Origin of the sequence: Mesorhizobium sp. M1088 (assembly GCF_040318575.1) — a bacterium.
In the GTDB taxonomy this organism is placed as follows: domain Bacteria; phylum Pseudomonadota; class Alphaproteobacteria; order Rhizobiales; family Rhizobiaceae; genus Mesorhizobium.
In genome coordinates this window covers 73198-91012 of the sequence record NZ_JAMYMO010000019.1, presented here as the reverse complement: position 1 = coordinate 91012, position 17815 = coordinate 73198, and the positions used below count along the sequence as shown (strand labels likewise).

22 protein-coding genes and 1 pseudogene are annotated in these 17815 nt (G+C 63.9%); 13 read left to right on the top strand and 10 right to left on the bottom strand.

Annotated features, from left to right (window positions below; genetic code table 11):
- The 3 genes from NKH49_RS21240 to NKH49_RS21230 form a co-directional block, all read left to right on the top strand.
- The coding region (locus tag NKH49_RS21240) for an IS5 family transposase (RefSeq protein ID WP_352923745.1) at positions 1-567 on the top strand (567 nt) is incomplete at its 5' end.
- Positions 568-871: 304 nt separating this feature from the next.
- Positions 872-1516, top strand: a complete 645-nt coding sequence (locus NKH49_RS21235; protein WP_352927681.1) for an alpha/beta hydrolase family protein — start codon at positions 872-874, stop codon at positions 1514-1516.
- A gap of 9 nt (positions 1517-1525) precedes the next feature.
- A complete protein-coding gene (locus tag NKH49_RS21230; RefSeq protein WP_352927678.1) occupies positions 1526-2296 on the top strand; it encodes an exodeoxyribonuclease III in 771 nt (256 codons plus the stop codon).
- A 39-nt stretch (positions 2297-2335) separates the two neighbouring features.
- On the opposite strand, the gene NKH49_RS21225 is transcribed toward NKH49_RS21230, so the two are convergent.
- Positions 2336-2800, bottom strand: coding sequence for a GFA family protein (locus tag NKH49_RS21225; protein ID WP_352927675.1), 465 nt, complete (start codon positions 2798-2800; stop codon positions 2336-2338).
- Positions 2801-2953: 153 nt separating this feature from the next.
- Here NKH49_RS21225 and NKH49_RS21220 point away from each other — a divergent pair, with 153 nt between their 5' ends.
- The 3 genes and pseudogenes from NKH49_RS21220 to NKH49_RS21210 all read left to right on the top strand — a co-directional run bounded on the left by NKH49_RS21220 (position 2954) and on the right by NKH49_RS21210 (position 5953).
- Positions 2954-3253: a WD40 repeat domain-containing protein gene (locus NKH49_RS21220; RefSeq protein WP_352501204.1), complete on the top strand. Its 300-nt coding sequence runs from the start codon at positions 2954-2956 to the stop codon at positions 3251-3253.
- Between the two features lie 363 nt (positions 3254-3616).
- A complete protein-coding gene (locus tag NKH49_RS21215) occupies positions 3617-4168 on the top strand; it encodes an isochorismatase family protein (RefSeq protein ID WP_352927672.1) in 552 nt (183 codons plus the stop codon).
- Positions 4169-4329: 161 nt separating this feature from the next.
- Positions 4330-5953: pseudogene (locus NKH49_RS21210) on the top strand (ABC-F family ATP-binding cassette domain-containing protein).
- 61 nt (positions 5954-6014) lie between these two features.
- On the opposite strand, the gene NKH49_RS21205 reads toward NKH49_RS21210, so the two are convergent.
- Positions 6015-6446, bottom strand: a complete 432-nt coding sequence (locus NKH49_RS21205) for an SAM-dependent methyltransferase (RefSeq protein ID WP_352773105.1) — start codon at positions 6444-6446, stop codon at positions 6015-6017.
- Positions 6447-6927: 481 nt separating this feature from the next.
- On the opposite strand from NKH49_RS21205, the gene NKH49_RS21200 reads away from it, so the two are divergent.
- From NKH49_RS21200 to NKH49_RS21190, 3 genes are all read left to right on the top strand, one after another.
- A complete protein-coding gene (locus tag NKH49_RS21200; RefSeq protein ID WP_502907915.1) occupies positions 6928-8049 on the top strand; it encodes a KamA family radical SAM protein in 1122 nt (373 codons plus the stop codon).
- A gap of 195 nt (positions 8050-8244) precedes the next feature.
- Positions 8245-8499: an exopolysaccharide production repressor protein gene (locus NKH49_RS21195; protein WP_352472098.1), complete on the top strand. Its 255-nt coding sequence runs from the start codon at positions 8245-8247 to the stop codon at positions 8497-8499.
- Between the two features lie 326 nt (positions 8500-8825).
- Positions 8826-9650, top strand: a complete 825-nt coding sequence (locus NKH49_RS21190; protein ID WP_352490956.1) for a hypothetical protein — start codon at positions 8826-8828, stop codon at positions 9648-9650.
- A 217-nt stretch (positions 9651-9867) separates the two neighbouring features.
- Here NKH49_RS21190 and yghU read toward each other — a convergent pair whose 3' ends face one another.
- Positions 9868-10755, bottom strand: coding sequence for a glutathione-dependent disulfide-bond oxidoreductase (yghU, locus tag NKH49_RS21185; protein WP_352453698.1), 888 nt, complete (start codon positions 10753-10755; stop codon positions 9868-9870).
- A 248-nt stretch (positions 10756-11003) separates the two neighbouring features.
- On the opposite strand from yghU, the gene NKH49_RS21180 reads away from it, so the two are divergent.
- A complete protein-coding gene (locus NKH49_RS21180) occupies positions 11004-11909 on the top strand; it encodes a S1C family serine protease (RefSeq protein WP_352927666.1) in 906 nt (301 codons plus the stop codon).
- Positions 11910-11924: 15 nt separating this feature from the next.
- Here NKH49_RS21180 and NKH49_RS21175 read toward each other — a convergent pair whose 3' ends face one another.
- The 5 genes from NKH49_RS21175 to NKH49_RS21155 all read right to left on the bottom strand — a co-directional run bounded on the left by NKH49_RS21175 (position 11925) and on the right by NKH49_RS21155 (position 13999).
- The gene (locus tag NKH49_RS21175) at positions 11925-12536 is read right to left on the bottom strand and encodes a hypothetical protein (RefSeq protein ID WP_352927663.1); all 612 of its coding nucleotides are present in this window, start codon (positions 12534-12536) and stop codon (positions 11925-11927) included.
- A gap of 41 nt (positions 12537-12577) precedes the next feature.
- Positions 12578-12775 (bottom strand): hypothetical protein, encoded by a 198-nt coding sequence (locus NKH49_RS21170; protein WP_352472094.1) that lies wholly within the window; start codon positions 12773-12775, stop codon positions 12578-12580.
- Between the two features lie 209 nt (positions 12776-12984).
- Positions 12985-13167 carry a DUF3606 domain-containing protein gene (locus NKH49_RS21165; RefSeq protein WP_023675702.1) on the bottom strand — a complete coding sequence of 61 codons (183 nt, stop codon included), beginning with the start codon at positions 13165-13167 and terminating at the stop codon, positions 12985-12987.
- 11 nt (positions 13168-13178) lie between these two features.
- Entirely contained in the window at positions 13179-13487 is a 309-nt protein-coding gene (locus NKH49_RS21160) for a hypothetical protein (protein WP_352472092.1), read from the bottom strand.
- The gene (locus NKH49_RS21155) at positions 13484-13999 is read right to left on the bottom strand and encodes a hypothetical protein (RefSeq protein ID WP_352816949.1); all 516 of its coding nucleotides are present in this window, start codon (positions 13997-13999) and stop codon (positions 13484-13486) included. Before NKH49_RS21155 ends, NKH49_RS21160 begins: the two co-directional genes overlap by 4 nt.
- A gap of 70 nt (positions 14000-14069) precedes the next feature.
- On the opposite strand from NKH49_RS21155, the gene NKH49_RS21150 reads away from it, so the two are divergent.
- Complete coding sequence (locus NKH49_RS21150) at positions 14070-15029, top strand: prohibitin family protein (RefSeq protein WP_352465360.1); 960 nt, start codon at positions 14070-14072, stop codon at positions 15027-15029.
- A gap of 52 nt (positions 15030-15081) precedes the next feature.
- Here the strand turns inward: NKH49_RS21150 and NKH49_RS21145 are convergent, their stop codons facing one another.
- Positions 15082-15648 carry an RBBP9/YdeN family alpha/beta hydrolase gene (locus NKH49_RS21145; protein WP_352770635.1) on the bottom strand — a complete coding sequence of 189 codons (567 nt, stop codon included), beginning with the start codon at positions 15646-15648 and terminating at the stop codon, positions 15082-15084.
- Between the two features lie 112 nt (positions 15649-15760).
- Between NKH49_RS21145 and NKH49_RS21140 the strand changes: the two genes are divergently transcribed.
- The gene (locus NKH49_RS21140) at positions 15761-16234 is read left to right on the top strand and encodes an Lrp/AsnC family transcriptional regulator (protein ID WP_352472087.1); all 474 of its coding nucleotides are present in this window, start codon (positions 15761-15763) and stop codon (positions 16232-16234) included.
- Here NKH49_RS21140 and NKH49_RS21135 read toward each other — a convergent pair whose 3' ends face one another.
- Positions 16235-16711, bottom strand: coding sequence for an Lrp/AsnC family transcriptional regulator (locus NKH49_RS21135; protein WP_352927658.1), 477 nt, complete (start codon positions 16709-16711; stop codon positions 16235-16237).
- A 157-nt stretch (positions 16712-16868) separates the two neighbouring features.
- Here NKH49_RS21135 and NKH49_RS21130 point away from each other — a divergent pair, with 157 nt between their 5' ends.
- Positions 16869-17621: a tryptophan 2,3-dioxygenase family protein gene (locus tag NKH49_RS21130; protein WP_352472085.1), complete on the top strand. Its 753-nt coding sequence runs from the start codon at positions 16869-16871 to the stop codon at positions 17619-17621.
- The last annotated feature ends 194 nt before the right edge of the window (positions 17622-17815 follow it).

The window sequence follows — 17815 nt, the reverse complement described above, 5'->3', positions numbered from 1 at the left end:
GCCTCGTTCATGCAATCCCCCGGCCGGCCGCCCAAGCAGCCGAAGAAGGGCCACCACGGCCCGGTCAAGCCGTCGGCGGACAAGGATGCGCGCTGGGGCAAGAAGGGCAAAAAGAGCACTTTTGGCTACAAGATGCACATTGGCGTCGACCAGGGGCACACCTTGATCCGGCGCGTCGAGGTGAGCGACGCCTCAGTCACCGACACCGAGCCGGCCGACCGGTTGATCTGCGGCGATGAGAAGGCGGTCTATGGCGATCAGGCCTATTACACCCATGCCAGGCATGACCGGCTCGCTGAGGCCAAGATCAAGGATCGCCTGATGCGGCGGCCCAACAAGCATCACCCTGAATTGCCGCCGCGCGACAAGCTGCGCAACCGGCTGATCTCCAAGGTGCGGGCGGCGGTTGAGCGGCCTTTCGCCGTGTTCAAGGAGCGTTACGGCATGCGGCGCATGCGCTTCTTCAACCTTGCGACCAACCGCACGCAGTGCATGCTGGCGGCATGCGCCTACAATCTGCGGACTATGATCGGTGTCCTGTATCCACCCAAAGAGAGACGGGCGTGAGGGAGGAGTGCGTCCAAAATCGAGCCGATCGGGCCAATGATGCCGGTCGATGCCGCGCCAGGGCGACAGGGCGAGGCCTTAGACGCCTTCAAAAGACGCCCAGTAGGCCAATCAGGTTAAGCACACCCTTCATGCAAAGCCCTCCTTGTGGGAGAAGGTGGATCGGCGCGCAGCGCCGAGACGGTTGAGGGGTGTTGGAAGAAATGAGGCGTCGGCGTTCCCTGGAACACCCCTCATCCGACCGAGCTTCGCTCGGTCACCTTCTCCCACAAGGGGAGAAGGGGTCACCAGCGTTGGAGTCCCCATGACAACCTTCCTCTTCGACGGCCCCGACACCGCCGCCATCATCATCCTGCTCGCCCATGGCGCAGGCGCTCCTATGGACTCGCCCTCGATGACCGCCACCGCCAAGGCGCTGGCCGCAGCCGGCTTCCGCGTCGCGCGCTTCGAATTCCACTACATGGCGGCTCGCCGCTACGGCCACCGCAAGCCGCCGCCGCGCGCCGAGACGGTTAACCCGGAATACGTCAAGGCGATCGCCGACCTCCGGGCGAAGGGCGTGAAGGGTCCGCTGATCATCGGCGGCAAGTCGATGGGCGGACGCGTCGCTTCGATGATCGCCGACGAGATGTTTTCGAAGGGCGAGATCTCGGGCCTGCTTTGTCTCGGCTATCCCTTCCATCCACCGGGCAAACCGACGCAGCTTCGGACAAAACACCTCGCCGATCTCAAGACGCCGACATTGATCTTCCAGGGCACGCGCGACGAGTTCGGGACCAAAGACGAGGTCGCGAACTATGCACTGTCCGACGCAATCGAGATCTTCTGGCTGGAAGACGGCGACCATGATCTGAAGCCGCGCAAAAATATCTCCGGCTTCTCCACCGCCGATCATCTGAAGACGCTCGCTGATGCGGTGAAGGCGTGGACCGAACGCATCGTGCGCTGAAGCAGGCCGATGAAGATCGCCACCTTCAACGTCAACAACATCAACAGCCGGCTGCCGAACCTGCTCGCATGGCTGGCCGCCGCCAAACCCGACATCGCCTGCCTGCAGGAGCTCAAGGCGAGACAGAGGCAGTTTCCGCGCACTGCGCTGGCGGCGGCCGGCTACGGCGCGGTTTGGGTCGGGCAGCCGACCTGGAACGGCGTCGCCATCCTTTCGCGTGGCGCAGAACCCGTTCTGACCCGCGAGGCGCTGCCCGGCGACGATAGCGACCAGCAGGCGCGCTACATCGAAGCGGCGGTCAACGGCATCGTCGTCGCCTGCCTCTACGCGCCGAACGGCAATCCGCAGCCCGGCCCGAAATTCCAGTACAAGCTCAACTGGCACGAAAGGCTGGAGGCGCATGCGGCGCAGTTGCTCGACACCGGACTGCCGGTGGTGCTGGCCGGCGACTACAACATCGTGCCCGAGCCGCGCGACATCTACCCGACCCGCTCCTATGACGACAACGCGCTGGTCCAGCCGGAAAGCCGCGCATCGTTCCAGCGGCTGCTCGACCAGGGCTGGCTTGACGCGCTGCGCAAGAAGCACCCGAACGAGACGCTCTACACATTCTGGGACTATCGCCGCAACCGCTGGCCGCGCGATGCCGGCCTGCGCCTCGACCATATCTTGCTCAGCAAGAAGCTGTCGCGCCGGCTGGTAGCGGCGGGCATCGACCGCGACGTGCGCGGCGAGACCGGCGCCAGCGATCATGCGCCGGTCTGGGTGGAGTTGAAGTGAGGCACGGAGGCTGGCGCCGCCTTTCCGGGCGGCAACCAGTCAAGTTGGCCGCGCCGCTTCGCGGGCGAACGCCTCGATCAGAGGTGCGTATCCCTCAAGGTCGGGCTGCGTAGCGAAACTGTGGCTAGCGGCGGTCGAAGCCCAGGGCAGCTTTTCCGACGTGAAGACTTCGACGAAAGGCACGTACCATTGGTGCTCGTCCAGCATGGTCGCACGAATGTTGACGAAAAAGTCCAGGCCATGCGGGCGCGTGAACATCCAGTTCTTGCAATGCGGGCAATAGAGCTGCCGGTGCGGGCCGTGCAGGCCGCCGACCACCGGCTCGCCTTGCGTTATGGCAAAACCGTCGCTCGGCACGGCGATGGTCAGGGAATATGCGCTGGCGCTCAGCTTCTGGCAGCCGGTGCAGTGACACGCCATCGTCAGCAAGGGCGGGGCGCTGATGCGAAAGCGTATTCCGGCGCACAGGCAACCGCCGCCCCAAGGTAGCTTCCAATCGTCCATTGCTGGCCTCGCGTTAGCCTCTGCCAGCGATCTAGCGCACGACCGGCCTCCCGGCAAACGCGGCGATGCCTGCGGCTGCTGCCGAAGGGCTGGGGTGGACTTGAGCCATCACCGACAGCCAGGCGCCGAGCGCCATCATTGCAGAGCGGATAGATGAACAGGTTTGCTGACAGGCTGCTTGCAGCCCTCATGATCGTGATCGGCACGGCTTGCTTCATCGAGGCGTATCTGGCGCTGGGCGAGGCGTGCTCGCGAGGTGCCGAACGGCCTCAGTTTCACCGCCGGCAGACCGGCAACCAGCTCGCCATGTTCGACAGCCAGTCCGGCCCGATCTATGCGGTTGCCTTTGCCGCGGGCGGCACGGTGCTGACCGGCGGCTACGACCGCAGCATCAGGGACTGGCCGGCTGGCGGCGCCGATAGGATGGTGCTTTTCGCCGGGGCGCCGGATTGATTGCGGGATATCCAATTTCGTCGCCGGGGCTTGGACACCCCCACTGTTGCGCTGGGCAACCGCATTTGGATTCTTGCGAAGATGGACCCCCACCCTAACCCTCCCCACAAGGGGGAGGGAATGCTTCCGCGCGCCCTTACTTCCCCTTTGGCGCCGAAAGGCAGGCAATTTGCCGAGGTCAGCGCCAACGGAAGTCTCCCTCCCCCTTGTGGGGAGGGGTTAGGGGTGGGGGTCCATCGTAGAGCGAAAGTCTCGGCTTTCCATCTGCCATAGCCCTGCGCTGGTGGGGGGAGATCGGCAGCTCCAGCGTCGGCTTCGGCGCGTATACTTGACCCGCCTACCACCAACGCTATGTTCGCGGCCATGTCAGAGACCAGCCCCGCGGCCACCGTGCCGCTCATCGTGATCGATCTTCAGACCGGCATGTTCGACGGTGTTGCCGAACCGCCGATCCATGATGCCGACGGCATCGTTGCCCGCACCCGCGCGCTGATCGAATGGGCGCGGCGCAGCGGGCGCAAAGTCGCCTTCATCAGGCATGACGGGCCGCAGGGCGATCCTCTGGCGCCGGGTGAGCCGGGCTGGCCGGTGTGGCCGGCGCTCGGCCAGGCCGAGGACGAGCCGACTTTCGCCAAGTGTGTCGGCGATGCGTTCAGCAATGCCGCCCTTGCAGAATGGGTGGCCGGGCAGGGCGCCGGCGAGGTCGTTCTGATCGGCGCGCAGACCGATTTCTGCGTGGCGGCCACGGTGAAGGGCGCCTTTGCAGCGGGCCTGGCCGTCACCGTGGTTTCCGACGCCCACAGCACGCTCGACGCGGCCAGCGAGACCGCCGCGGAGATCATCGCCCGGCACAATGCGGCATTTGCCGCCGCCGGGGTCAAGCTGGCGACGACAAAAGCCCTGACCGATAGCTGATCCGCCGGCTCATCCCTACGCCGTCAAAGCCTGATCCAGCCGGGAAGCGACTGGCGGGTTCAGACAATTTGGCGCGGGGCGCCTCACTACTGCGGGCTTCCGCCGGCGCGGTCTATCGCGTATTGGCGCAGGAACTCTCCTTTGGCCTTCCCCGGAAAACCATGATTCGTCTCGAAAGCATCAGCAAGCAGAATGGCAGGCAGATCGTCTTCATCGAAGCCTCCGCCGCGTTGCAGAAGGGCGAGAAGGTCGGGCTGGTCGGGCCTAACGGCGCCGGCAAGACGACGCTGTTTCGCATGATCAACGGCGAGGAGCAGCCCGACGAAGGCCAGGTCTCGGTCGATCGCGGCGTCACCATCGGCTATTTCAGCCAGGATGTCGGCGACATGGAAGGCCGCAGTGCGGTGGCCGAAGTGATGGACGGCGCCGGACCGGTCAGCGAAGTGGCGGCCGAGATGCGCGAGCTCGAGCACGCCATGGGCGACCCTGACCAGGCCGACCAGATGGACGAGATCATCGCCCGCTACGGCGAGGCGCAGCACCGCTTCGAGGAGCTCGACGGCTACGCGCTGGATGGCCGGGCGCGCGAGGTGCTGGACGGCCTCGGCTTCAGCCAGGAGATGATGGACGGCGACGTCGGCAAGCTGTCCGGCGGCTGGAAAATGCGCGTGGCACTGGCCAGGATCCTTTTGATGCGGCCCGACGCCATGCTGCTCGACGAGCCGAGCAACCATCTCGACCTGGAAAGCCTGATCTGGCTGGAGCAGTTCCTGAAGAACTATGACGGCGCGCTGCTGATGACCTCGCACGACCGCGAGTTCATGAACCGCATCGTCAACAAGGTGGTCGAGATCGACGGCGGTTCGCTGACCGCTTACTCCGGCAACTACGAATTCTACCAGCAGCAGCGGGCGATTGCCGACAGGCAGCAGCAGGCGCAGTTCGAGCGCCAGCAGGCGATGCTGGCCAAGGAGATCGCCTTCATCGAGCGCTTCAAGGCGCGTGCCTCGCATGCCGCCCAGGTACAGAGCCGGGTGAAGAAGCTGGACAAGATCGACCGGGTCGAGCCGCCCAAGCGCCGCCAGAAGGTATCGTTCGACTTCCAGCCGGCGCCGCGCTGCGGCGAGGACGTGGTGACGCTGAAGAACGTGCACAAGGGCTATGGCAGCCGCTCGATCTACGAGGGATTGGATTTTCAGGTGCGCCGCCGCGAGCGCTGGTGCATCATGGGCGTCAACGGCGCCGGCAAGTCGACGCTGCTGAAGCTGGTCGCTGGCGCTTCCGAGCCGGACAATGGCACGGTGGCGCGCGGGCCCAGCGTCAAGATGGGCTATTTCGCCCAGCACGCCATGGAAGTGCTGGAGGGCGAGCGCACCGTGTTCCAGACGCTGGAAGATGCGTTTCCGCAGGCCGGCCAGGCGCCGCTCAGGGCGCTGGCCGGCTGCTTCGGCTTTTCCGGCGACGAGATCGAGAAGAAATGCCGCGTGCTGTCGGGCGGCGAGAAGGCGCGGCTGGTGATGGCGCTGATGTTGTTCGATCCGCCCAATTTGCTGGTGCTGGACGAGCCGACCAACCACCTCGACATCGCCACCAAGGAGATGCTGATCACGGCACTGTCGCAGTACGAGGGAAACCATGCTGTTCGTCTCGCACGACCGCCATTTCCTGGCGGCGCTGTCGAACCGGGTGCTGGAACTGACGCCCGAGGGCATCCACACCTATGGCGGCGGCTATACCGAATATGTCGAGCGCACCGGGCAGGAGGCGCCGGGGTTGCGGAGCTGAGGCCGGCTCTGCCGCTCACGGTCACGTAGACGCTCGATGCCGGAGGCCAAGCATGAGGTGCTCAGCCATGTATCGCAATTTCGCGCAGCGGATCGCCGCCGTCGATGAACAGCCGGCCTTGCGCGGTCAACGCCGCCTTGAGCCGTCGCAGGGCAATTTTTCCTGCTTCGGGATGACGCCCGTCCAGCGCGCCGACGCGCACCGCAACGGCAATGTCGAAGTGCTTCTCATCGGCCTCCAACTCGAAATCCTCGATGGCGATCTGGCGAAGGCTCAGCCGGCCTGCCGCAATCTCGGCGCGCAAGGCGGCCCCGGCCTGCGCGATGGCCTTGGCCGAGCGGTCGATCGCCAGCACGTGCCCACCGCCGATCCGGCGCGCGATCTCGCGCGCTGCAGCACCCGGTCCGCAGCCGATCTCCAGCACTCGCATGCCCTGCCGCAAAGGCAGCGCATTGACGATCTCCAAAAGCCTTGGCGACAAGTCGTTCGCCATACGCTGTTCTCCAGCTTTTTCACAATCCGAGACTAGCGACCGCGGCCGGCGACGGGAAGGCCGAGAGACGCGGGCATCGCCGATGTGTTCAGCTGGCATGTTCAGCTGGGTGCTGCTTGAGCAGGGGGCATGATCGACATCGAAGAGGTCGACGATCCGGTCTCGACCGCGGGCGCCCGAGCGGCCCGGCGTCGTTGACCTGAGGGGTAGGGAGGGAACTGGCGCCGAGCCTAACCGGTTGGGGGGTAGATCACCGGCCGTTTATGTGTATACGCTCAAGCTAATATAAGAGCAAGCTAATGTTTTGCGTCAGCGATGTTGGACGATTGTTCTGACCATGGCCGGTTGTGGCTTCCCGCCGCGCCCTCCAATCCGGCCAAACACCGCTTATTGCCTTCAAGTCCTGGCTTCAATGCTGTACCCCGGCCCGAAATTCAAGGAGCCTGCGATGACCTCACATCCCGACATCCCCGACGCCAGCATGGCGGTCGATGCGGCCGGCGTGGCAGCCGATGACCGGCGCGCTCGCGAGGCGGATGCCGCATGGCGGGACGATGTTCGCGAGGGCGTGCGGCAGGTAGGCGATCTGGATTCGCTGCCGCTGTCGCCAGCCGAGCGGGCGGCGGCCAAAGCCGCGGCCACGCGCCACAAGGTTCGCATTCCCAAGGCCTATCTCGACCTGATCGACTGGAACGACCCCGCCGATCCGATACGGCTTCAGGTCATCCCGTCGCCCGACGAACTGGCAGAGCAGGAGGGCGAACTCGACGATCCGATCGCCGACCACGCCTTCAGTCCCGTGCCTAGATTGACGCATCGACATGCCGACCGGGTTCTGTTGTTCCCGACCTATCAATGCGCGGTCTATTGCCGGTTCTGCTTTCGCAAGGAGCAGCTGACCTCGATCGGCCGGGGTTTTTCGCGCGAGGCGCTGGAGCCGGCCTTCGCCTATATCGCGGCCCATCCGGAAATCCGCGAGGTGATCCTGACCGGCGGCGACCCGCTATCGCTGCCGGACAGGGCGCTGGCGGAAATCCGCGCCCGTGTCGAGGCGATCCAGCATGTGCGGCTGTTGCGCATCCACACTCGCGTACCCGTCGCGCTGCCGTCGCGCGTCACCGGCGGGTTGATTCAAGCCTTGCAGGGCCGGCTGATGGTCACTGTCGTCACCCATTTCAACCATCCACGCGAAATCACGGAGGCGACCGAGCGGGCCTGCCGCACGTTGCGGCAGGGCGGCTTCGTGCTGCTGAACCAGAGCGTTCTGCTGAAAGGCGTGAACGATACGGTCGAGGTGCTGGAAGAGCTGTGCCGCGAGCTGATGTATCGCCTTGGCGTCAAACCCTATTACCTGCACCACGGCGATCTCGTGCGCGGAATGGCGCACCGGCGCACCACGATCGCCGAGGGCCAGGCGCTGGTCAGCGCCTTGCGTGCGCGCCTCTCGGGCATCTGCAATCCCGTCTACGTGCTGGACCTGCCGGACGGCGGAGGGAAAGTCCCGCTCGGCCCGTCCTATCTCGAGGCGCGCGAAGGGGAGACGTGGAGGATACGTGCGCTTGATGGGGCGGTGAGGGCGTATAGGGAGGTTGCTGGGGAGTAGGGGACGCGCAGCCGCTGTCCAAGCCAGCCCACCTTGGTGACCTGACATGCAGCCCTTGATCACGGAAGCATGCGTTAACTGCTGTTCTATTTGGTGCTTGCGCAATTGCTAAAATAGTGAAAACGTTGGCCCGGGGTAATGGGTTAGGGGAGTTCGTCCCGGCTGTTGCGAGTTTCGGGGCGGCGCAGAAAAGTCATGAACTTTCCACAGTTCCTGGTGGGGCTGACCACCACATCGTCCATCGTGGCGATCTCGACTTACTTTGCGACGGGTTCAATCTGGAAGACGCTGGCCTGGACGATCTTGACCTTGATCGTCATGCAGGTTGGATATTTCCTGTTCGTCGTCCGGTTGATCTACGGATCCGGGGCGAAAGGCGCGGCGGCAAAGCCGCGGCGTCTGAGGGCTGTGCCGCCGAACCGTCGAGGTCGCATTCAGCTTATGCAGTAATGTCCCATATAGATATCATGGTCTAGACAGGACATGTTCGGTTCTGGGAATGTGCGTTGGACGTTCCGCTAGTTTAGCCAACTAATATATATCGCCCAACTCATATCGTCGTTTTTGGGCTAGCGGGAAAACCTGCCTGCTGCTTGTACGACTGTGCCTAAGGCCACATTTTACAACCGGCCGGCAAGCTCCCTTTTGTTGATGCCAGCCTAAATCCGGCTGGTGTTTTCGATGGGCGGTTGAGGCTATAAAGCCGTTCACCCGGGCGGCATCGAGATGCATTTCGGCCGGTCGAGAGGGTTGTGGTGATCGACGGAACGCCAAACGTGATCTTGCTGATCGGCAGCGCCCCCGATGTCGTGCGTTGCGCCGCCTGGCCCAAGCAGGCCTTCGGCAAGATCGTCGCCATCAACAACGCCTGGCGCGTGCGGCCCGACTGGGATTTCCTGGTCCATGCCGGCGATTTCCCGGCGGAGCGGATGCCGCAAGGCGGTCCCCTGCAGCAGGCGCAGATCTTCAGCGCCTCGCATTACGTGCCGGCGCAAAACAGCTTTGGCGGCTTCGTCTATGCCGGGGGCACCATGTCGATGACGGCGGCCTACTGGACGATCCACAGTCAGAAGCCGGACGTGCTGGCATTCCTTGGCTGCGACATGATTTACGACCAGCCCGGCAACACGCATTTTTACGGCGTCGGCCGCGCCGATCCGCTGCGCAACGACGTCACCCTGCGCAACCTCGAGGCGAAGTCGGCCCGCCTGCTCATCCATGCGCTTCGGCGCGGCTGCCTGTGCGTCAACCTATCCGACCTGCCGCGCAGCCGGCTGGTCTTCCCGCGGCTGACGCTCGATGAAGTCGGCGCGCTTTCTTCCTCGCGGCTTTCGGAAATGAAGGCCGAGATGCTTGCCGGCCTGCGGCTCGATCAGGCGGAGGAGGCCGACAGGATCGAGAAGGAACTCGGCTATTTCTTCGAGGACGGCATGTACTGGAAGCACCTCGAAAAGCTCGACGAGAAATTCCTGGCCAACATCGACCGGCTGTGGATGGCGGCGGTGAAGGCGAGCTTGAGCAGTCGGCCGAAGCTGCCGATCTCCCCCCTTGTGGCAGGGCAATCGCATTTGGATTCTTACGAAGATGGACCCCCACCCTAACCCTCCCCACAAGGGGGAGGGAATGCTGCCGCGCCCTTACTTCCCCTTTTGGCGCCGAAAGGCAGGCAATTTGCCGAGGTCAGCGCCAACGGAAGTCTCCCTCCCCCTTGTGGGGAGGGGTTAGGGGTGGGGGTCCATCGTAGAGCGAAAGCCTCGGCTTTCCATCTGCAATAGCCCTGCCCATTGTGGGGGGAGATCAGCAGTTTCAGTCGTCCGCTTAGCTTTTGGCCGCCGCGAGCTTGTCTTGCGTCTTGGTCTCGAAATCGCTGGCGTCATGGCGCTCGTGCAGCTGCATCGAAGGCTCGCCGAAGGTGCGGTTGACCATGCGGCCGCGCTTGACCGCCGGCCGCGCGTCGATGGCGTCGGCCCAGCGCTGCACGTTCTTGTACTGCTCCACCTGCAGGAACTCGCCGGAATCGTCATACATACGGCCCTTGGCCAGCCCGCCATACCAGGGCCACACCGCAATGTCGGCAATCGTATAGTCGCTGCCGCCTAAATACTCGCTTTCGGCGAGGCGTCGGTCGAGCACGTCCATCTGCCGCTTGGTTTCCATGGCGAAGCGGTCGATGGCATATTCGATCTTCGTCGGCGCATAGGCGTAGAAATGGCCGAAGCCGCCACCGAGATAGGGCGCCGAGCCCATCTGCCAGAACAGCCATGACAGCGTCTCGGCGCGAGCCGGCTGCTCCGTCGGCAGGAATTCGCCGAATTTTTCGGCGAGGTAGAGCAGGATCGAGCCGGATTCGAAGATGCGGACCGGCTTTTTCCCACTGCGATCCATCATGGCCGGGATCTTCGAGTTGGGGTTGACCTCGACGAAGCCGCTGCCGAACTGGTCGCCGTCGTTGATCCTGATAAGCCAGGCGTCGTATTCGGCGCCGCTGTGGCCGAGCGCCAGAAGTTCCTCCAGCATGATCGTCACCTTGACGCCGTTCGGTGTCGCCAGCGAATAAAGCTGCAGCGGATGCTTGCCGACCGGCAGTTTCTTGTCGTGCGTCGGGCCCGCGATCGGCCGGTTGATGCTGGCGAAAGCGCCGCCATTTGCCTTGTTCCAGGTCCAGACTTTTGGCGGCGTGTATTGGTCCGTTGCGTAGTCGTTCATTTGGGAGGCCTTTGGAAGGGTTGGGTTGGGAGGATATCAGATATCAACGTGGGCAATGGCGGAGGAACTTTGCATAGGGCAGCTTGGGATAGCCGTAGGTACAGATAGGGCTGCCGGCGCTGTTGCAAAACCCCGGCGCGAACGGCGCGGCGCCGGTCCACGCCAAAGCCGGCGCCACCTCTTGCGCCTGATCACCTGCGCCATACCTATAGCCCATATCAGCTGCGAACATTGCCAGGAACCAAAGCATGAATATCGAACCCCTTTTGCGATCCATCGTGGCCGTCCGCGCCACCGTGCCAGAGGACGCCTTCACGGCAAATACACTTGGCACCCGCCGCGAGGGCAGTGGCGTGGTCATCCGCGGCGACGGGCTGGTACTCACCATCGGCTATCTCATCACGGAGGCCGAGGAGGTCTGGCTGGCCGACCAGGACGGGCGCGTGGTTCCCGCCCATGCGCTCGCCTACGACCAGGAGTCGGGCTTCGGCCTGGTGCAGGCGCTGGCGCCGCTCGGGCTGCCCGCCATTGCGCTCGGCGATGCGTCCAGGGCCAAGATCGGCGATCCCGTCGTGCTCGCCGACGGCGTCGGCCGCGCCGTGCGGGCGCGGATCGTCACCAAGCAGGAATTCGCCGGCTATTGGGAATATCTGCTCGACGAGGCGATCTTCACGGCGCCGGCTCACCCCTCATGGGGCGGCGCCGGCCTCATCGGCGCGGATGGCAGGCTGCTCGGCATCGGTTCACTGCGCCTGCAGATGAGCCGCAACGGCGAGGTCGCCGACATCAACATGGTGGTGCCGATCGATCTTCTGCCGCCCATCCTCGACGATCTGCTGACGCGCGGGCAGGTCGCCAGGCCGCCGCGGCCGTGGCTCGGCGCCTTCTCGGCCGAGAGCGACGGCAAGGTCGTGGTGATGAGCGTCGCCGAGGGCGGTCCAGCCGCCCAGGCGGGCCTTCGCCAAGGCGATGTCATCTCGGATGTCCGCGACACGGCGGTCGATGGGCTTGCCGATTTTTATCGCAAGCTTTGGAAGAGCGGCCCGGCGGGTGCCGAGATCCCGCTCCGGGTGCTGCGCGATGGCCGCGAAACCTGGCTGCGCGTCAAGTCCGCCGATCGCAACAGCCTGCTGTGGAAGCCGCCGCTGCAGTGAGGCAACCGAAACCTCTCACTCTCCGCAAGCGCTGAAGCCAGTGCCCGGGGTCCATTCCGCGAATGGGATGACCTTGCCTTCGACCGATACGGTCGCTTGCCTGGTGCTGCCGTCCGCCAGCTTCTTGCTGCTTTTGCCCTTGCCGGTCAGCACATTGTAGTCGCAGTCGCCGGCAACATTGTCGTCCATGTAATCCCAATAATCGTAGGCAAAACCGGCGACGACGAACGTGCCGTTGCGCCAGGCGAGCGTCAGCGTCTTGTTGGTCCGCTCGCTGCCGATCTCCATCGCCGGAACATAGAGCTTGATCGAACCGTTGGGGAGCGCGGTGAGTTCGGGCTCGGTGTCGGATGTGGCGGGGCCCGGCCGGTCATAATCCTTCCATTCGCCGTAAATCTGTTCATGCACGACCCCGGCAGGTTTTAGAAAATCGCCATCGCGATCCTTGAGGAAAAAATACATGTCCATGGGATGGCCGGGCTCGGTCTCGACGATCATCGCCAGATCGGCGGCGCCGTCGCTGTTCCAGTCGCCGGTCGCCGCCGTGATGATCTTCTGCGTCTCGATCGGTTCTGCCAGGGCGGCGGCCGGCAGCAGCAGGACCAGACCGAATATTGCCGATCGCATGTAGATCCCCTCGCGCTTGGGCAGGCCTGAGAGCATGCTTCTCAGGAGGCCCGGCTCTGCCGCGTCTCGGAACGGCTCGTCTCGTTGAGCAGCCGGCAGAGCGAAACCGCTTCACGACGGCTCAGGCCGATCAGCGCGATTTGCGAAAATTGCGCCGGCAGATCGTGAACGATGTCCCACACCATCCATCGGCCGTTCGGCTCCATGACACATTCGTAGCGCAATAATTGTTCCTGCATCCGACCCCCCGGCTTTGCTCATCGGACTGGTACAGCGTCGAGGTAAATGAGTTGTTGCGCCGCGAGAGTATTCCGCGGCTGTCAAAACCAGGCGTTGAATCCCCACAAGGGCGAACCCGACAGGTCACGGCTGACGGTGCCGATGCTCTCGACAAGGCAGCAGGGCAGGGACGCTTCCGGCGTGAACGGCGGCCGCCGCCAGAGTTGGATCAGGCGTTGCGGCTCGCCATGTGCGCGTCGAGCTTCCTCCTCGAGGGGCCGTAACGCTTGATGATGGTCGCGGCCTCGCTTTGCGGTATGCCGTATTTGCGGGCAAAGGCAGCGACCTCGTAAGGCTCTTCGCCTGAGACGAGTTTGCGATCCTGCTTGGTCTTGGATTTGTCGTCGGCCATGGCGTCCTCCATCACATCTGGTCGTTATAGGGCTCCTTGGTCCGGCCGACCATCCTGGCCAGTTCGGCAAAGGACGGTACGCCGGTTTCACCCTGGGCATTGTTGGCCGCCTGCAGCAGCCTGAGCGGAAAGCAGACGGCGTCGCGGTTGGATGGCGACATGTCTTCATAGAGACGCTCCTCGCTGGTCATCGCCGCCTCGGCCCGGCGCAACGCCATGTCGACCTCGTCGACCGACAGCAGGCCCTTGTGGACCAGCGCGTTGTTGACGGCCGCGATCGCCATCATCAATCCTTCGAGCTGGAGATTGGCGACGTTCATCGTCTTGCGTCCTTGCCGGGCTTCTTGGCGGTGGCCTTGCCGTCTGGCCGGATCGCTGCGCGCGGCGGGTTCTGGCCCTCCGAATGCAGGGTCCTGTCGTCGAAATCGTCAGCCGGCCTGGTCAATCCCATGCCGCCGGGAGGTGGCTTGTTGCCGGCCGCATCCTGCGAAAATTCGTCGGCCGCGTCGGGGCTCGTCTTTGCCGGATATTTCCTCGCTCCGGTCTCGTAGCGGTTCGGGTCGTCGGCCATGTCCTGTGCTCCCGTTGCAATGAGCAGATAACTTTCATGCGGCGGCAGCGGTTCCGTGGCGAAATCGACCTTGCCGGTGCGCAAGCCTTCGCAATCTGCGACCACGACTACGAGGATTGCCCGAAGCGCAGAACCGATGCCGGACGGCAGAAGCAGACGCCAGGCAACGCGTCCCAGCCCGCAGCCGCGGCTGCAGGGGAAATCGGCTAGCCAGCCTGAACCACCCGCCGGTCCGGCCGGCTGCCCCGAAGGTCTTTCCATATCCAGAGGATTGCAATGCCGCCACTATTGTGGGCAAAAGCAGCACGGGCAATCAGGTTGGGGTGGGGTGATGACCGAAACGCAAGGCAATTCAAGTCGTCCGCAGGGCAAGCCGGGGATGGCATCGGGGTCGATCGGTTCCGGCCTGATCGCACTTGTCATCGTGGCGCTCGGCGTCTTTGCGCTGTTTGGATCCTGGTACACGATCGATCAGGGCGACCGCGGCGTGCTCTTGACCAACGGAGCGCTGAGTTCGGTCGTTGATCCCGGACTGCATTTCAAGCTGCCGTGGTTACAGCGTGTCGAGAAGATCAGCCTGCGCCAGCAGGTGCTCAAATGGGGCTGCGAGAACCAGAACGATTGCAGCGGCCTGCCGGCCATGCAGGCCTATTCGCGCGACCAGCAACCGGCCGACATGCGCGTCACCGTCAATTTCCACGTGCCGGCCGCCGAAGTCAGCAACGTCTACACCAATTATGGATCGATCGAGGCACTGGCCGACCGCGTCATTGCCAGGAAAGCACCGCAGGAGATCAAGACGGTGTTCGGCCAGTACGACGCGGTGTCGGTTATCCAGAACCGGGCGAAGTTCAACAAGGACGTCGCCGAGGCCATCGCGGCGGTAACCGACGGCCCGGTGATGATCGACAGCGTGCAGGTCGAGAACATCGACTTCTCCGACGCCTACGAGCAGGCGGTCGAAGCCAGGATGACGGCGCAGGTCGAGGTGCAGAAGCAGGAACAGAACCTGCAGCAGGAAAAGATCAAGGCCGATATCGCCGTCACCCAGGCCAAGGGCCGCGCCGACAGCGTCAAGGCCGAAGCCGAGGCCAGCGCCTACAAGACCAGGGTCGAAGGCGATGCGACCGCGGGCGCCATCAAGGCTCGCGCCGCCGCAATCGCCAACAATCCGCTGCTGGTCGAACTGACCAAGGCGGAGAGATGGAACGGCGAATTGCCGAAGTCGATGATCCCGGGCTCGACCGTACCGTTCCTCGAACTCAGCACGCCTGCCGCAGCATCGAACTGAGGCGCGGCGCAAACCAGATCAGGGCGGCGGCGCGATAGCCGTCCTGGTGCGGTTACGGCTGAAGCACGGCGCCTCGGGCGATTGCTTGCGTTTGACCTAGAAAAGCTGTCAGCAGCTCCATTCCCGCCGGCCAGTCGCCGAGCCCGCTGTCGCCATTGATGTGGCCAAGCGGTCCGGCGATATGGAGATCGCTGCCCCATCGCTCGGATTTCGCCCTGGCATAGTCCAGCGAGCCGTAGGGATCGTTGGTGCTGGCGACAATCAGCGACGGAAAGCGAAGCCGTTGTTGCGGTGCGTCGGCGAAGGCCCGGGCGGAGGAGGGGAAGGCCGGCGACGCAGGGTCCGGAACCGCGACCAGCAACGCACCGCCGATAGAGCGGGGGGAGATCCGCTGCCAGTGTACGACGAGCAGACAGCCGAGGCTATGGGCGACGAGCACCGGCGGTGTCCTTGCCTGGCATACAGCGGTTTCCAGTGCGGCCACCCAGTCGTCGACGTCCGGCGCGTCCCAACTCGCCGGGTTGAACCGCCGCATCGCCGGGTTTGCCTGCTGCCAACGTGTCTGCCAGTGGGCTTCGCCCGATCCGCCGATGCCCGGCACAATGATGAAGTCGGTCATGCGAAGCCCTTCTTTCCTGATGCAGCGCGTGCAATTCTAGGTCTTCTCCCAGGTGGCGGAATGAGAGATCATCGGAAAGCAGCGACGAAATCCGATGGATTAAAGGGCGATCATGCGGAACGGCGATTATCGGCCAAGGCTCGACCCCACCGATCTGGCGATCATTGAGATCATGCAGGAGGATGGCCGCATCGGCATCTCCGAGCTTGGCCGCCGCGTCGGACTGTCCCAGCCCGCCACCTCGGAACGGGTGAAGCGGCTGGAGGAGCGCGGCGTCATCACCGGTTACAAGGCGGTGATCAATTCGGCAGCGCTCGGGCTCGGCACCATGGCGGTCATCCGCCTGCGCACCACGCATGAGCATATCCAGGCCTGCCTGAAGAAGTTCGCCCAATTGCCGGAGGTGGTCGAGGTGCTGCGGGTGACCGGCGAGGATTGTTTTCTGGTCAAGGTCGTGGTCCCGTCACCGCCCGATCTTGAAAGCATCGTCGACAGCATCGGCCGGTACGGCACGGTGACGACAAATGTGGTTCTGCGCGCCGAGCAACCGAAGCGGCTGGGACGCGAATTGATGACCAGGGCCTGACTATCGCTTGGTCTGCGCATGCCCGACGGCATTGGCGAACGAGATGCCGCCCTTGATCTCGCGCATCGCCATCGAGGTGATGGTGCGCCGCACGCCGGGCAGCCGGCTGAGCTCCTCGCGCAGCATCCTGTCGAGCGCCATCATGTCGACGGTGACGATCTGCAGGAGATAGTCGGCCTCGCCAGTCGTGGCGTGGCAGCGGCGGATCAGCGGATGCTTTTTGACCGCCGCCTCGAAGGCGTCCGACAGTTCGAAATCGATCGACACCTGGATGAAGGCTTCGATGCCGAAGCCGAGCTTGGCCGGGTCGATCCGGGTCGAGTAGCCGCGGATGACGCCGGCGTCCTCAAGCGCCTTGACCCGCTTCCAGCACGGCGTCTTGCTCAAGCCGACCTCATCGGCGAGCGCGGCAAAGGAGATACGGGCCTCGCGTTCGAGCGCCGCGACGATCTTCCGGTCGACCGCATCCAGCATCATTCGTTCTTCCAATCTGCTTCAGCGGCAATTTTCGTCCTTCGTTTCCCGCCAATCGAATAACAGAAAGGGACAATGTTCGGCAAGAAAGCGATTAGACTTGAGGGACCGGGATCCAACAAGCGCCTGCGGCCCAACGGCCGGGGCAAGGAGCATGGCCATGGACAAGCAGGACTATTATGCCCGCATCGAAACGCCTGAGATGCGCGACTATGGCGTCTACCTCAAATGCGACAGGCTGCTTGCCTGCCAGAAGCCGCTGGCCGAGATGGTGAATGCCGACGAGTTGCAGTTCCAGATCGTGCATCAGGTCGAGGAGCTGTGGATGAAGCTCATCGCCTATACGCTGGTCGATGTCGTTGATTTCCTGGAAAAGCAGGACACGCATCGCATCGTCACGCTGATGGGGCGCGTGCACCGGCTGATGCGGCTGATGACGGCGCAGCTCGACCTGCTCGAAACCATGTCGCCCAAGGAATACCAGCAGATCCGGCTGCAGCTCGGCAATGGCAGCGGCCAGGAATCGCCGGGCTTCAAGCAACTGCTGCGCCTGCCGCCCGATCTGTGGCGGGCCTTCAAGGCGTCGTACCTCGACGACCGCGGCCTTTCGGTCGAGGATGTCTACGATACCGGCTACGATCACGGCGACAGCTATGTCGTTGCCGAAGCGCTGATCGAGTTCGACGAGCTGTTCCAGAAATTCCGTGCCAACCACCTCTATCTCATCCACCGCACGATCGGCCTCGGCGCGAAATCGCTGAAGGGCCGGCCGGTCGAATTGCTGGAAGCCGGCGCCCGCCACCGCTTCTTCCCGGAACTCTGGGACATACGCTGGGCGATGACCGACCGCTGGGGCAGCCAGTATGGAACGGTACGCGAGCCGATCAGCAAGCCGGGGGTCAAGGTGGGGTAGTGCAACCTTCCTTCTCCCCTTGTGGGAGAAGGTGGATCGGCGCGCAGCGCCGAGACGGATGAGGGGTGTTGGACGGAGTGCCGCCGGCGCCAAGCTGGAGCACCCCTCATCCGTCGCCTTCGGCGACACCTTCTCCCACAAGGGGAGAAGGGAAGGCGCCACTTTGGTGTCGCCCGCTTGTATCTCTCAGGTTT

What these genes read in the sequence shown, in the direction of transcription:
- NKH49_RS21235 (WP_352927681.1), top strand. Translation starts at nt 872, where the DNA reads ATGACAACCTTCCTCTTCGACGGCCCCGACACCGCCGCCATCATCATC.
- NKH49_RS21230 (WP_352927678.1), top strand. Translation starts at nt 1,526, where the DNA reads ATGAAGATCGCCACCTTCAACGTCAACAACATCAACAGCCGGCTGCCG.
- NKH49_RS21225 (WP_352927675.1), bottom strand. Translation starts at nt 2,800, where the DNA reads ATGGACGATTGGAAGCTACCTTGGGGCGGCGGTTGCCTGTGCGCCGGA.
- NKH49_RS21220 (WP_352501204.1), top strand. Translation starts at nt 2,954, where the DNA reads ATGAACAGGTTTGCTGACAGGCTGCTTGCAGCCCTCATGATCGTGATC.
- NKH49_RS21215 (WP_352927672.1), top strand. Translation starts at nt 3,617, where the DNA reads ATGTCAGAGACCAGCCCCGCGGCCACCGTGCCGCTCATCGTGATCGAT.
- NKH49_RS21205 (WP_352773105.1), bottom strand. Translation starts at nt 6,446, where the DNA reads ATGGCGAACGACTTGTCGCCAAGGCTTTTGGAGATCGTCAATGCGCTG.
- NKH49_RS21200 (WP_502907915.1), top strand. Translation starts at nt 6,928, where the DNA reads ATGGCGGTCGATGCGGCCGGCGTGGCAGCCGATGACCGGCGCGCTCGC.
- NKH49_RS21195 (WP_352472098.1), top strand. Translation starts at nt 8,245, where the DNA reads ATGAACTTTCCACAGTTCCTGGTGGGGCTGACCACCACATCGTCCATC.
- yghU (WP_352453698.1), bottom strand. Translation starts at nt 10,755, where the DNA reads ATGAACGACTACGCAACGGACCAATACACGCCGCCAAAAGTCTGGACC.
- NKH49_RS21180 (WP_352927666.1), top strand. Translation starts at nt 11,004, where the DNA reads ATGAATATCGAACCCCTTTTGCGATCCATCGTGGCCGTCCGCGCCACC.
- NKH49_RS21175 (WP_352927663.1), bottom strand. Translation starts at nt 12,536, where the DNA reads ATGCGATCGGCAATATTCGGTCTGGTCCTGCTGCTGCCGGCCGCCGCC.
- NKH49_RS21170 (WP_352472094.1), bottom strand. Translation starts at nt 12,775, where the DNA reads ATGCAGGAACAATTATTGCGCTACGAATGTGTCATGGAGCCGAACGGC.
- NKH49_RS21165 (WP_023675702.1), bottom strand. Translation starts at nt 13,167, where the DNA reads ATGGCCGACGACAAATCCAAGACCAAGCAGGATCGCAAACTCGTCTCA.
- NKH49_RS21160 (WP_352472092.1), bottom strand. Translation starts at nt 13,487, where the DNA reads ATGAACGTCGCCAATCTCCAGCTCGAAGGATTGATGATGGCGATCGCG.
- NKH49_RS21155 (WP_352816949.1), bottom strand. Translation starts at nt 13,999, where the DNA reads ATGGAAAGACCTTCGGGGCAGCCGGCCGGACCGGCGGGTGGTTCAGGC.
- NKH49_RS21150 (WP_352465360.1), top strand. Translation starts at nt 14,070, where the DNA reads ATGACCGAAACGCAAGGCAATTCAAGTCGTCCGCAGGGCAAGCCGGGG.
- NKH49_RS21145 (WP_352770635.1), bottom strand. Translation starts at nt 15,648, where the DNA reads ATGACCGACTTCATCATTGTGCCGGGCATCGGCGGATCGGGCGAAGCC.
- NKH49_RS21140 (WP_352472087.1), top strand. Translation starts at nt 15,761, where the DNA reads ATGCGGAACGGCGATTATCGGCCAAGGCTCGACCCCACCGATCTGGCG.
- NKH49_RS21135 (WP_352927658.1), bottom strand. Translation starts at nt 16,711, where the DNA reads ATGATGCTGGATGCGGTCGACCGGAAGATCGTCGCGGCGCTCGAACGC.
- NKH49_RS21130 (WP_352472085.1), top strand. Translation starts at nt 16,869, where the DNA reads ATGGACAAGCAGGACTATTATGCCCGCATCGAAACGCCTGAGATGCGC.